Origin of the sequence: Chelativorans xinjiangensis (assembly GCF_009812055.1) — a bacterium.
GTDB lineage: Bacteria > Pseudomonadota > Alphaproteobacteria > Rhizobiales > Rhizobiaceae > Chelativorans > Chelativorans xinjiangense.
Window position 1 is genome coordinate 1 of the sequence record NZ_WQNH01000050.1, and the last position, 12,692, is coordinate 12,692.

The 12,692-nt window shown below is 61.7% G+C and carries 11 protein-coding genes; 5 read left to right on the forward strand and 6 right to left on the reverse strand.

From position 1 onward, the window contains the following. Positions 1-363 precede the first annotated feature (363 nt). Positions 364-3,483: an efflux RND transporter permease subunit gene (locus GM910_RS22710; protein WP_159591890.1), complete on the reverse strand. Its 3,120-nt coding sequence runs from the start codon at positions 3,481-3,483 to the stop codon at positions 364-366. After that, positions 3,480-4,685: an efflux RND transporter periplasmic adaptor subunit gene (locus GM910_RS22715; RefSeq protein WP_159591893.1), complete on the reverse strand. Its 1,206-nt coding sequence runs from the start codon at positions 4,683-4,685 to the stop codon at positions 3,480-3,482. The genes GM910_RS22710 and GM910_RS22715 overlap by 4 nt, the downstream gene beginning before the upstream one ends. A gap of 319 nt (positions 4,686-5,004) precedes the next feature. Between GM910_RS22715 and GM910_RS22720 the strand changes: the two genes are divergently transcribed. From GM910_RS22720 to GM910_RS22730, 3 genes are all read left to right on the forward strand, one after another. Further along, entirely contained in the window at positions 5,005-5,745 is a 741-nt protein-coding gene (locus tag GM910_RS22720; RefSeq protein ID WP_159591896.1) for a response regulator, read from the forward strand. Further along, positions 5,745-7,076, forward strand: coding sequence for an ATP-binding protein (locus tag GM910_RS22725; protein ID WP_159591899.1), 1,332 nt, complete (start codon positions 5,745-5,747; stop codon positions 7,074-7,076). The genes GM910_RS22720 and GM910_RS22725 overlap by 1 nt, the downstream gene beginning before the upstream one ends. 341 nt (positions 7,077-7,417) lie before the next feature. After that, on the forward strand, positions 7,418-8,608 hold the full coding sequence (locus tag GM910_RS22730; RefSeq protein WP_159591902.1) for an NADH-quinone oxidoreductase subunit D: 1,191 nt from the start codon (positions 7,418-7,420) through the stop codon (positions 8,606-8,608). A gap of 158 nt (positions 8,609-8,766) precedes the next feature. Here the strand turns inward: GM910_RS22730 and GM910_RS22735 are convergent, their stop codons facing one another. The 3 genes from GM910_RS22735 to GM910_RS22745 form a co-directional block, all read right to left on the reverse strand. Beyond that, complete coding sequence (locus GM910_RS22735; protein WP_159591905.1) at positions 8,767-9,216, reverse strand: GNAT family N-acetyltransferase; 450 nt, start codon at positions 9,214-9,216, stop codon at positions 8,767-8,769. A 120-nt stretch (positions 9,217-9,336) separates the two neighbouring features. Continuing rightward, a complete protein-coding gene (locus GM910_RS22740; RefSeq protein WP_159591908.1) occupies positions 9,337-9,549 on the reverse strand; it encodes a hypothetical protein in 213 nt (70 codons plus the stop codon). A gap of 175 nt (positions 9,550-9,724) precedes the next feature. Further along, entirely contained in the window at positions 9,725-9,937 is a 213-nt protein-coding gene (locus GM910_RS22745) for a cold-shock protein (protein ID WP_159591911.1), read from the reverse strand. Between the two features lie 230 nt (positions 9,938-10,167). On the opposite strand from GM910_RS22745, the gene GM910_RS22750 reads away from it, so the two are divergent. Both GM910_RS22750 and GM910_RS22755 read left to right on the forward strand, forming a co-directional pair. Beyond that, entirely contained in the window at positions 10,168-11,214 is a 1,047-nt protein-coding gene (locus tag GM910_RS22750; RefSeq protein WP_246226277.1) for a recombinase zinc ribbon domain-containing protein, read from the forward strand. 146 nt (positions 11,215-11,360) lie between these two features. Next, complete coding sequence (locus GM910_RS22755) at positions 11,361-11,570, forward strand: transcriptional regulator (protein ID WP_159591917.1); 210 nt, start codon at positions 11,361-11,363, stop codon at positions 11,568-11,570. 145 nt (positions 11,571-11,715) lie between these two features. Here the strand turns inward: GM910_RS22755 and GM910_RS22760 are convergent, their stop codons facing one another. After that, positions 11,716-12,651, reverse strand: a complete 936-nt coding sequence (locus GM910_RS22760) for a LysR family transcriptional regulator (RefSeq protein ID WP_159591919.1) — start codon at positions 12,649-12,651, stop codon at positions 11,716-11,718. Between the last annotated feature and the right edge of the window lie 41 nt (positions 12,652-12,692).

Consider the following 12,692-nt stretch of genomic DNA (forward strand, 5'->3'; position numbering starts at 1 on the left):
CTCACCGCACAAGGGGCTTTGGGTCGCTCCCGACGGGAAGGCCCGGTCACGCCAGTCTACAACTCACACCAGCGCGTCGACATGAAAAAGGTACAGGGGGCTCGCAACCACCGATACCGACATTCGCTGGCGGTTCCTGTATGATACCTCGCGCCACCCTGACCTATGCGGCGAAAGCAACCAAGGTCACGAGTCGACCCTTCTCTGCCCTTCGTTCGGAACAGTCCTACGGCAAACCCCTGATCGCAAAGCAGACATTTACAAGGCCGAATATGTGGGCCTGTGACCATTGCTCGTCAGGCTCATGACGTGAAAGCCGTAGGTTCAGATCCGATCCCCAGCCGCTTGTGAGGCCTTGTTTTCTCAAACCGGCCCTGATCCGGCTGCCTCAGATTGAGGTCTCCTGACGATGAGGTGCCCGAGCAGACGCCTTAGTCGCTGCTCCAGCCCGTCCATGAGCGTGTAGACGACCGGCACATAGAGGAGGCTCAGCGCGGTCGAGCTGACCAGCCCGCCGATGACGGCGATGGCCATCGGCGCGCGGAATTCCGCATCGGCGCCGATGCCGAGAGCGATGGGAAACATCCCGGCGCTCATGGCCACGGAGGTCATGATGATCGGCCGCGCCCGCTTTCGGGCCGCATCCAGGAGAGCCGTGGTACGGTCGAGCCCACGCTCTCGGCGCGCGAGGATGGCGTATTCCACAAGCAAGATGGAGTTCTTCGCCGCGATACCCATGAGCAGAAGGATGCCAATCAGAGCCGGTACGGCCAGCGATCCCCTGGTGAGCAGCAGCGCGCCGAGCGCGCCGCCGAGCGACAGCGGCAGTGCAGTCAGGAGCGTGATCGGCTGAACAAAGGTTCCGAACAGCAGGACCAGCACAGCGTACATCAGGATGACGCCGGCCATGATTGCAGTGGCAAAGCCGCCGAACAGCTGGTGCATACGCTCAGTGTCCCCGAACGGGACTTCCGTGACCCCAGGCGGAAGCTCGCGCAGGGCAGGCAGGGCGCGCAGCCGCTCGGTGGCCTGTCCGAGTTTGATGCCGACGAGTTCGCCTTCGACCGTCGCGCTCCGTCGCCGGTCCAGCCGATCGATCTGAGTCGGGCCAGCGCCGAAGGCAAAATCTGCCACGGAGCTGAGCGGGATGGTCGCATCGCCGGCGGTAAGCTGCAGGCCGGCGATCCAGGAGATGTCGTCGCGCGCCCATTCGTCGAACATGACGCGGATCGAAATCTGCCGATCTGCCAGGTTGAACTTCGGCAGGTTCTGCTCCGCAGCACCCAGCGTGGCGATGCCTACCGTGTGTGCCAGCGTTGTCGCCGACACGCCAAGTTCGGCGGCCTTGTCCGGCTTCGGCGTGATGATGAGCTCGGGCTGGGCAAGGCTCGCCGTGGAGCCGGCATTGTTGATGCCCGGAATCGAGCGCATGTCGCGCTCCAGGGCATCGGTTGCGCGTGCAAGCGCCTCCGGATTGTCGCTCGCCAAAGTGATCGCAATCCTGGCGCCGGATTGACCCTCGCCACCGAAACGCATGCGGGCGCCCGGAATCGCGTTCAATGCCCTGGCGGCAAGCAACTCGAAGGCCTGTTGTGATCGGTCGCGCTCGCCCCGCGGCTTGAGATTGACCGTCACCGTGGCCTTGCGAACCTCACCGGCCGAGGTGCCGCCGCCATGGAGAACCGCGCCGATGCCGGACGAAGTCTGCGTGCCAATCGCGGCGTAGACGGTATCGACCTCTGGATACCCCTTCAGGATCTCGGTGGCCCTCAGGACCACCGCATCGGTCTCGGTCAGGGCGGAACCGGGGGGCAACTCGATAGAGAGCACCGAGCGGCCGAGATCCCGGGCAGGAGAAAACTCGGTCGGCAGGAAACGTATGAGGGCAATCGAAGCGACGAAGAACGCCATGCCAAGCACCAGCGTGATCCAACGGAAGCGCAACGCCATGTTGAGGAGCGAAAGATACCCCGGCAGCCAGAACGGCTCGTCGCGCTCTTTCGGTCCGGCCTTCAAGAGGAAGGCGCCCATCAGCGGTGTCAGCATCCGCGCAGTCAGCAGCGAAAAGCCGCCCGAGACGCAGGCGACGATGGCGAAGTCGCGGAAGAACTGCCCGGGCACACCCGGCATGAAGGCGACCGGCAGGAATATCGCTACAACCGTGGCGGTGGTCGCGACGACGGCGAGCCCGATCTCGTCGGCGGCTTCGATCGCCGCCTGATAGACGCTTTTCCCGCTCTGCCGCATGTGGCGAACGATGTTCTCGATCTCAACGATCGCATCGTCGACGAGGATGCCGACCATGAGCGCCAGCGCGAGCAGGGTGATGTTGTTGAGCGATATGCCGAGTGCGCTCAACACTGCAAAGGTCGGAATGAGCGAGGTCGGCAAGGCGACAGCGCCGATGAGAGTGGCCCGTCCATCGCCCAGGAACAGCCAGATCGCGACGACGGTCAGCAGTGCGCCCAGCCCTAGCGCCTCCAGCGCGGCGGTGTAACTTTCCTCGACATGTGCCGTAGACGATGTCACTTCCTGGATGCTTACATCGCCGCGTGCCTGGTCGATCTCCCGGACCTTCTCGCGCACGGCGGCGGTGACGTCGAGTTCGCTCGATCCAACGGTCCGATAGACGCTGAAGGCCACGACCTCCTCGCCATCGAGCCGCGCAAGCTGGCGCTGCTCCGCCCAGCTGTCCTCCACGCGTCCGACGTCCCTCAGCCGGATGGTCCGCCCGTCAGGAAGGGTGAGGCGGAGGTCGGCAAGCCCCTCAACGGTCAGCGCGGCGCCGAGCGTCCGGATCGCCTGCTCGCTGCGGCCGATCGTGGCGCGGCCGCCGGGCTGGTTCGTGTTGACTTCGCCCAGCTGCTGGCTGATTTCCGCGGCGGTGATGCCAAGCGCCATCATGCGGTCGGGATCGAGCGCGACACGGATTTCGCGGTTGACGCCGCCTGCACGCTCGATCTTGGACACGCCACTGGCCGAAAGGACAGCCTTGGCGACATCGTTGTCGACGAACCAGCTGACCTCCTGCGGGTTCATCGCCCCGGCGCTGACCACGAAGGTCACAATCGCCCCGCCGGACACGTCGAGCTCCTGGACAAGCGGTTCCTCAATGTCGGCCGGAAGGTTGGCCCGGATGCCGGAGACCGCATTGCGGACGTCGTTGGCGGCCTTTTGGGTGTCGGTGCCGAGCGCGAACTCGACATTCGTCGTCGAGACGCCCTCATTAACTGTGGAGCGGATGTGATCGACATTGCCGAGCCCGGCGACGGCGTCCTCCACAATCCGCGTTACCTGGGTCTCGAGCTCGGAGGGTGCTGCGCCCGCTTGCTGGACTGTGACGGTCACCGTCGGGATGTCCATGTCCGGCAGGTTGTTGATGCCGAGGTTGCGGAAACCTGCCACGCCGGCCAGCATGAGGACGAGGAACAGGATAATCGTGGGGACGGGGTGGCGGATGGACCAGGAGGAGAGATTTCTCACCGGGCATCCTCCACGAGTGCGGGGTCTGCCTCTGCGAGCTCGACCCGCACGCTGTCGCCATCCTTAAGAAAGCCGGCGCCGTCAATGGCGAGGCGATCGCCGGGAGTGAGTCCGTCCGTGATCTCGATCCACCCGTCTCGTCGCATTCCGGTCTTGACCGGCCGAAGCGAGGCGGTTCCGTTCCGGACAGCAAAGACGGCATTCTGACCGTTCCGCCAGACCAGTGCCTTTTGCGGTACCGCAAGAGCCATCGGCTGGTCGGCCGCAATCTCTGCTCGTGCAAACATGCCGGGCTTCAGGCCGGAATCCCGCGGCAGTGCGATGTAGACTGTGCCGAGGCGGGTCCGTGGATCGACGATCGGCGCAACGGTGCGTACTGTGGCTTCGATCACCCGGCCCGCCGGGTCGGTGATGCGCACGGCCTGTCCCGGAGCCACGCCGAACAAATCGCCCTCCGAAACCCGCGCCTCGACTTCGAGCCGCCCGTCGCGCACGATGCGCAGCAGCTCCGAGCCCATCTGCACCACCTGCCCGAGGACGGCCGACTTCTTCGAGACATATCCGTCGGCAGGTGCAACGATGCTGGTTTGAGCGAGCTTCGCGTTCAACTGAGAAAGACCTGCCTGAGCCACGGCGAGCCGGGCTTGGGCGGTCCTCACTGCGGTATTGCGACTCTCGGCGTCCTGCTTGCTGATGGCATTGCGGGCTGTAAGCTCCTGCCCGCGCCGCAACTCTGCCTGGGCGGCATCGAGACTTGCCTCGGCTTCCGATATCCAGGCCTTCTGCTGTTCAATCTGGGCCTGGAGCTGAATGTCGTTCAAACTTGCCAGGAGTTGCCCCTTCTCGACGCGATCGCCCTCGTCAATCAGGACCTCGGTGATCGCCAGGCCGGCAACCTCAGCGGAAACAGGAAGCTCCTCCCAAGCGACCACGGTGCCGGTCGCCAGTACTTCCTTTTCCATGCGGCGCGTTCCAATGGTAGCCACGGTGACGCTCAATGCCGTGTCTTCTGTGACGCTGGAACGCGGTGTGTCGCCACCGGCATCACCGGACGGTGCGTGGCGACCAGGGCCGTGAAGACCACCGATGCCACTGAGAAGGCTGCCGCCGGCGAAGAATACGACTCCAGCCAGCATCCCCAGAACGGCAGCGGCCAAAGCCAGTCGCCGGAGAAAGCGCCAGAATTTGGACCTGCCTTCCATCATGGACCTCGGCATTGGACGTGAAGCACCTTGTCGCTCGACAATTCCGCTATTGAGCCTAGACCACACCGGCGGACAGGATGAGAACACCAGCAAGGGCGATCGCGACTTGCGTCATCAGGGATACCTCCGTGAATCCACGCTGCTCAAGGATAGCCGTTCGCGGACGGGTCCGGGTTTAAGTGATGTTAAGAAATGTTGCGGCGCGTGCCCAGATTGCCGAATTGTGGGCCATGTCTTAACAAAAAAACATATCTCGGTTGCAGACGGCGCTGCTCATCGCAGTAAAAATAGGCCTGTGCCATGGCCGGGTGGAACGATGTCGTCCATTCATTCGATACAAACTGAAACGAGACCTCGCATCCTGCTCGTCGAGGACGATCCGGAAATCTCGCGGATGCTGGTGGACGTGTTGTCGGACAATGGATTTACCGCCTCGCCCGTCAGCTCGGCGATCGAAATGGACGCGGTCCTCGGGCGCGAGAACGTCGACCTCGTGGTCCTCGACATCATGCTGCCGGGCGAGGATGGGCTCAGCATCTGCCGCAGGCTGAGGGCGGGATCGGCAATCCCCATCATCATGGTGACGGCGCGCGGCGAGGACATCGATCGGATCATCGGCCTGGAGATCGGCGCCGACGACTACGTGCCCAAGCCCTTCAATTCGCGCGAGTTGGTGGCCCGCATCCGAGCGCTCCTGCGCCGCGTACGAGGCGGGCGCGACATCGCCCAGGTTCGCGCACGGCCATTGGCGTTCGTCGGATGGCGGATCGACCCCGCGACGCGACAACTCCACGACCCGGAGGGGGTCAGGATCGCGATGACGAGCGCAGAGCTCGACCTGCTTCTCGCTTTCTGCCGCAACCCGGGCCGAGTGCTCTCGCGCGAGCAGCTGCTCGACATGGTTCATGGCGGCCTTGCAGGTCCGATCGAGCGGAGCATCGATGTCCATGTCAGCCGTATCCGCCAAAAGATAGAGCCGGATCCGGGTGACCCGACTTTGATCAGGACAGTGCGCCTGGGGGGCTATGTGTTCACCCCGACCGTGGAGGAAGCTTGATGCGCCTTGCGGAGCGTCTAGGGCTGCACAGCTTCACAACTCAGATCACCGGCATCGCCGTAATTTCCGTGCTGCTCGGGGTCGCGCTCGTGGTGACCAGCCTGCTTGTCTTCTTCGAGCACAATCCATCTGCCGCGGCCGTTCGGATCGCCGACGTGACCCTGCTCGTGAAAGCCGCCGAAAGCCCAGACGACGCTGCCGCCATCATTGCAGCCGCCCAACGAGCCGGCGTAGAGGTGACGCACGTTGCGTTGACGGAACTGGAAACGCCGATCGACAATGCCCGGCTGCCATTGTTGGCCAGGCTTCTCTCGGGCCAACTGGAGTCCAACTGGGGGATCGACGTCATCGAAGGCGCTCGCTTTCCAGGCGGCAGTGCTGACCACTTGGCGGTCAGAATTGGCGACCACGGCGCTCTCCTCTTCGAACCGCCGGCCGGCGCCAATCTATGGCACTTCGTCCTGGCCCCGACCGTCTTGACGCTGACCATCATTCTGGTTTTCGTGACGCTTCTCTCCGTCTACGCGATCCGATGGATTATCGCGCCGTTATCCTCCGTTGCGGCGGCCGCGCATTCCTTCGGACGATCTCCTGATGACGATCGGATCGTGAGCCTCAGCGGCCCGCGCGAAATCGCACAGGTCGCCGACGCTCTCAACGACATGCGCACCCGCATCCGTGCCCTGCTCGATGATCGGACGCGAATGCTGGTGGCGATCAGCCATGACCTGCGAACGCCGCTGACGCGCCTGCGGCTGCGGGCGGAACGCATAGGCGAGCAGAATCTGAGAGACGGCATGCTGCATGAGGTGACGCGCATCACGCACATGCTTGACGAAACTCTGGCTTACCTGCGCGAGGATGTCCGATCGGAAAGCATGTCCCGCGTCGATCTGCCGAGTGTCCTGCAAACGATCTGCACCGAGTTCGCCGATGTTGGCCACGCCGTCTCCTACGAGGGTCCGGCGCGGCTTGCTTGGACGTGTCGGCCGAGCATTCTGACGCGCGCAATCAGCAATGTCGTCGACAATGCCGTCAAGCATGGCTCAGCGGTGACGGTCGCTTTGCGCGCGCGCGACGACGGCATGGTCGAGATCGATATCGCCGACGACGGCCCGGGCATTCCTGCCTCGCTGCGCGAGAAAGTGTTCGACCCGTTCTTCAAAGGCGATAACGCCCGGAGCTCGGAAAATCGCAGCGGCTTCGGCCTCGGGCTGTCGATCGCCCGCGACGTCGTCAAGGGCCATGGCGGCGGGATCGACCTTCTCGACCGGACGCCTCGCGGACTTATCGTGCGCCTGTCGTTGCCCGGCGAAGCCCACCAAGCCTGACTGACAGCCGACATTTGAGCCACGGTGAATGCCCGTTCCTGAACACATTTGCGTATTCGCAGGGATATAGTGAATGGCAAGGTCCTACCCGACTCGGCCCTTTGGCGCATGTTCGACCAATTAAGCGGTTGATGCGGGCGGTCGGCGCGATCGCATCAGGAGCCAACCCCGTTGCAAACCTCCGTTCGGGACGGTGTGTTCTTGCCTCTGATCAAGGCAAAACTCGCGCGATCACAAAGTCACGCGAGATAGGAACAGTTTCGAAGCACGGGGCGTTTCGGAAAGACAGATGCTGGATCTGAACCTGCAGACCGAGAGCTGGTCTGATTTTGAGCCGTCCGATGACGGAAGTCGCTGTACGCAATTTTACGATCAACTGGGGACCCGTACACCCGGCAGCACATGGTGTGTTGCGACTGGTGCTTGAACTCGACGGGGAGGTAGTCGTGCGTGTGGACCCGCATATCGGGCTTCTGCACCGTGGCACCGAGAAACTTATCGAGAGCAAAACATATCTCCAGGCCCTGCCCTACTTCGACCGCCTCGACTATGTCGCACCCATGAATCAGGAACATCCCTTCTGTCTGGCAGTTGAGCGTCTGCTCGAAATCGAAGTACCCCGACGCGGTCAGCTCATCCGCGTGCTTTTCTCCGAGATTGGTCGCCTGCTTTCGCATCTTCTGAATATTACCACCCAGGCGATGGATGTCGGTGCGCTCACGCCGATTGCATGGGGTTTTGAGGAGCGCGAAAAGCTCATGGTCTTTTACGAGCGTGCGTCCGGTGCCCGGATGCATGCCAATTATTTCCGGGTTGGTGGCGTGCATCAGGACCTGCCGCCGAAGCTTCTCGACGATATCTGGGCTTTCTGCGACCCATTCCTGAAAGTATGCGACGATCTCGAGGGGCTGTTGACGGAGAATCGCATCTTCAAGCAACGCAATGTCGACATCGGCAAAATCGAGCTCGATGACGCCTGGGCCTGGGGCTGTTCCGGCGTGATGGTGCGGGGCGCAGGCGCAGCTTGGGACCTGCGCAAAGCGCACCCTTACGAATGCTATTCCGACCTCGATTTCGATATTCCCGTCGGCAAGAACGGCGACTGCTATGATCGCTATCTGGTGCGAATGGAAGAGATGCGTCAGTCCGTGCGCATCATGAGGCAATGTCTTGAAGAACTGAGGCGTCCGGAATGCCAGGGACCTGTTGCCACCAGAGATCACAAGATCGTGCCGCCGCCTCGCGACGTTATGAAACGCTCGATGGAGGCGACGATCGCGCATTTCAAGTTGTACTCCGAAGGCCATCGAGTGCCGGCCGGCGAGGTCTACGCCGCGGTCGAGGCTCCCAAGGGCGAGTTCGGGGTCTATCTTGTCTCCGACGGCACCAATCGGCCTTACCGGTGCAAAATCCGGGCACCTTCATACGCACATTTGCAGGCGATGGACTTCCTGAGCCGGGGGCACATGTTGGGCGATGTCTCTGCAATCGTCGGATCGATCGATATAGTGTTTGGGGAAATTGATCGTTGATGGGCCCGTGGAGAGTTTATCGCGGGCAATCTGACCGGGGTGACGCTTCAAACGGCTGGGGACCACCCATCGGCACAATTGACCAATGTGACAGAACCACCCAACCGCGACCTACGGTAAGGCGCAAGAACCGCCCGTTGCGGAAATTCGGTAGGAAGTCACTGCCTCGGCTTGAGATGTCGCATGAAGACTGCTCGGATGAAGCCGTCCTCGTCCCTATCAGGCAGAAGCTGGAAGCCGCAGGACTGAACGCAGGAGAGGCTTGCGACGTTGTCAGGCTCGATGCGACCTTCCAGAATCGGGAACTCGCCGCTAGGGCCGGACACAAATGCAGTGAGCACAGCCTTGCCGAGCCCACGCCCACGAAGATCAGGCCGGATCATGAAATCAATGTATCCTTGCTCCGGTTCGTCAAAGTCGACCTGGATTTGGCCGACCAATGCGCCGCTGTCATCCAGCGCGACCCACGCTCGCGCGTCCGAGCCAGAAACGGGCGAGAACCACTCATCTGTCGGATAGGAGATTCGGCGCAGTAGCTCCTCGTCACCGAACCACGAGCGCAATGCTGGCAAATCAGATCGATCAATGAGGCGGAAATGAATTGCCATGGTGCTCTGCCGATCTCACCGCGACTGAGGAACTATCACAGGCTTCCGCATTCGACCCTCGCGCGACCTCGAGAAATGTGCTTGCTCTGCTCGTCCTTGATCGCCGCCTCAATGGTAGCTCTATGTCGGCCCGGTAGTGCCTCTGCGTCTGACATCTTGGAGGTTCATGAGGTCGACCAGATCGTCGGCTTCCTCCATATCGAGCCCCGTCGCCTGGACATCCCCGCTGATCTGGGCCTGCCCGTTGATCATGGCGGGCCATCCGGTGAACACGTCGATCACTGTCCATGTCCCATCGGGTTCTTGCCGTAGGTCGTACCGCTGCGGGGCCATAGGTGATCCTAGTGCGGCCCCTGTTGCTCGCCAAGGCGAAAGATCAACCCGTTGCAGCCCGCTACAACGTATCCACCTTTGACCGGTTTGAGATGAAACCGTACCTGTCCGCCGGCGTGGAATTCCGCGGATCAACAACACAGACGGGACCGATCAGGTTCGCAGCGGAGTGGTGTCAAACACTGCGCAGGTTGACTGCCTTTGGCCCTTTGCCCATGTGATCCGGCTCGACATCGAATTCGACCTTCTGGCCGTCGAGAAGAGAGCGCAAGCCCGAGGCCTCAAGCGCGGAGACATGCACGAAAACATCCTTCCCGCCGTCCTCCGGCGTGATGAAACCGAAGCCCTTGGATGAATTGTAGAATTTGACCGTGCCCATCTGGGCCATGAGAAACCTCCTCCTGTTCTCCGGTTCGGCAAGCGTCCGGCAGAGCGCACTATTGCCCGATGCGGCGACAGCCGCAACTTCGGGCCGTCGGAGAGAAATTGCCGACAGCATTTGGCCTCACAGCCAACTTTCCCCACCGCCTCAGCATCTCGTCAGGAATGGCCGTTAGTGGGATGGACCGGCTGCTTCCCCCAGCGGGTCGAACTTGCGCCCGTCAGATTAGGAAGCTGATGGTCGAGGAAATGAACCGCGACCCATTCTCGAGGCGTTACCGCTCGTTACCAGCCGCAGCATCGAAATTATCGGGAGAACCGCCTTTTGACCGAGTGAGCGCGACGTCCTCGTCCCGACACCATCATCGCGTCGTGGCGCGTAGGGGGAGGCGTGCGATCGTCGACGACGAGCTATGGCAGGCGGTCAAGGCACGCCAAGGCGAGATTGCCGAGAAGTACGTCAATGTCACCGAGGCGGTGCGCAAGCATCACAAGGCCAACCGGCTGAACGGCACTCGGCGCCCGAAGTCGCTCCTCTCGGGCCTGATCTTCTGCGGCTGCTGCGGCGGTCCCTACTCGCTCCGCGGTGCTGACCGGTTCGCCTGCTCGGCCCATGTGACTAATGGGTCCTGCACGAACAGCCGCACGACTCCGCGCGAAGAGTTGGAGCGCCGCGTTCTTGCCGGGCTGAAGGACCGGATGATGGCGCCCGAGATCGCAGCCGAGGCCATGCGCGCCTATGCCGAAGAGACCAACCGCCTCAACCGCGAGCGCCGCTCGAACGGCGATGTCTGGCGAGCGTATCTCGAGAAGACTGATCGGGAACTGGAGAAAGCTGTCGACGCTATCCTCGCCGGCGTCCCGCCCCTTAAGGTGAAGGACCGAATGGAGAAGCTGGAAGCCCGCAAAGCCGATCTGACGGCGTTGCTTGCCGAGATTCCTGATGACACTCCAGACCTGCTGCCGAGCGCCTCGGCGATCTATGCGAAAAAGGTGGGCCGCCTGACGAAAGCCCTGAATCGACCCGAGGAACGGGCGGAGGCGGCCGAAACGCTCCGGACGCTGATCGAGAAGATCGTGCTCAGGCCCGGTGCGAACCGAGGTGAGATCGACGCGCTTCTATATGGAGAACTCGGCACGATCCTGAACTGGATCGAGCAGCAAGCCATTGGAAAGGCTGCAAAAAAGAACACTCCCGGAGGGCTTTCCTCGGGAGTGTCGGTATCGGTGGTTGCGGGGGCGCGCAACCACCGATACTTACATTCGCTGCAAGTTCCTGTTTAGACAGCGTTTCTTGCCAATTTTTCGCTTCAACGCGCAGGTGACATATCCCAAGTCACCTGAGTACCTCCCCCAAAGGGCAATCAGTTCGACTCATCCCACGAACCGTTCAAGCAGAAGTCGCAAGGTGCATTAGGCGGAGATCACACATGTCGACTGGGCTCAAATATCTTCGCACTGAAGCAGACTATGAAGCTGCCCTGGCTGAGCTTGCGCTCCTTTGGGGCGCGAAAATCGGTACACCGGCGGGGGATCGTCTCGCGGGATTGGCCGAACTGATCGATCTCTATGAAACCTGGCGTTATCCGATGGGCTCCCGAGATAGAGCCAAGGTCGCAAGGCTGCGGATTGAGCAGTAGGCTCATACGGTCCTGCAGTTGGCTAACGCCAGTTGCTTTCGCCTACAACGCGTTCGGAACATGGCAGCCCACCACTACGCGCTTCTACCTGAGAGCGATTGAGTTAGCTCGATTGCAGGCTATGGTGATGAGGAGGACAATAGCCCTACGCGCATTCGTATCCGTTGGGCCGCTTCCTGTGCTTTCGAGCGTCTGGGCGACGCACGTATCCTCTCACCTCGCAGACGCTCAGCGCTTCGGCAACGAGAGCCTTCGTGAGCGGAAGGCGTGCCGAGCGCCGCGGCCAGAGAACGCCAATATTGCGTGTGGGTGAGCCAGGAACATTAAGCCGGCGGAGGTTGGTCCGCTCAGGCCATGGTGGCAGCCAGTCAGGGATCAGCGATACGCCAAGGCCACGGCTGACAAGGATGGTGATCGCTTCGAGCGAATCCAATTCATACTGTTCACGTGGTCGGAGACTGATCTTGCGAAGATAATAATCGACGATGCGGCCGCCCCAATGATTTCTGTCATAGCGGATAAAGGGTTCGCGCTTCAAAATGCGACGCGGATCAGTGACGGTGACCGTGCTGGGCGTTACAAGGAGCAACGGCTCTTCCCGCAAGAGCGCCCACTCGAGCGTCTTCGGCAAGGCAAAATATGGCTGCACGACGATCGCCGCATCAAGCGTGCCCTCGACCACGCCGGCGTATAAGCCACTCGACATTCCCGGCAGAACATACAGCTCGATACCGGGCCTGTTTTCCTTGAGCGCCACCAACAGGTCCGGCAGCAGACCCGTTAATGCACTGTGGATGACCCCGATACGGAGCAACCCTACTTCGAGATCCGCCGAAGCGGCGGCTTTTACATCGCCCTCCACCTCCAGCAACCGCCGAATGTCAGGGATAATCGCTGCTCCGGCCGTAGTCGGCTGCATAGAGTGCCCAGACCGCCGGACCAGCGGCTGGCCAATCTCATTTTCCAGTGCCTTAATCCTCTGCACCACGGCTGAGGGCGTGATGTTGAGCCGGCGGGCCGTTTCCGCCATCGACGAGGTCTCTATTACCGTAAGCAGGGTCTGCAGAAACCGCGTCTCCATCGACAGATTCTCTTTACCTCGAAAACATCAGATTAAATGTT

Coding starts and splice junctions, on each gene's coding strand:
- GM910_RS22730 (WP_159591902.1), top strand. CDS start 7,418: ATGACGGAAGTCGCTGTACGCAATTTTACGATCAACTGGGGACCCGTA.
- GM910_RS22720 (WP_159591896.1), top strand. CDS start 5,005: ATGTCGTCCATTCATTCGATACAAACTGAAACGAGACCTCGCATCCTG.
- GM910_RS22740 (WP_159591908.1), bottom strand. CDS start 9,549: ATGGCCCCGCAGCGGTACGACCTACGGCAAGAACCCGATGGGACATGG.
- GM910_RS22760 (WP_159591919.1), bottom strand. CDS start 12,651: ATGGAGACGCGGTTTCTGCAGACCCTGCTTACGGTAATAGAGACCTCG.
- GM910_RS22750 (WP_246226277.1), top strand. CDS start 10,168: ATGGTCGAGGAAATGAACCGCGACCCATTCTCGAGGCGTTACCGCTCG.
- GM910_RS22735 (WP_159591905.1), bottom strand. CDS start 9,216: ATGGCAATTCATTTCCGCCTCATTGATCGATCTGATTTGCCAGCATTG.
- GM910_RS22745 (WP_159591911.1), bottom strand. CDS start 9,937: ATGGCCCAGATGGGCACGGTCAAATTCTACAATTCATCCAAGGGCTTC.
- GM910_RS22715 (WP_159591893.1), bottom strand. CDS start 4,685: ATGGAAGGCAGGTCCAAATTCTGGCGCTTTCTCCGGCGACTGGCTTTG.
- GM910_RS22725 (WP_159591899.1), top strand. CDS start 5,745: ATGCGCCTTGCGGAGCGTCTAGGGCTGCACAGCTTCACAACTCAGATC.
- GM910_RS22755 (WP_159591917.1), top strand. CDS start 11,361: ATGTCGACTGGGCTCAAATATCTTCGCACTGAAGCAGACTATGAAGCT.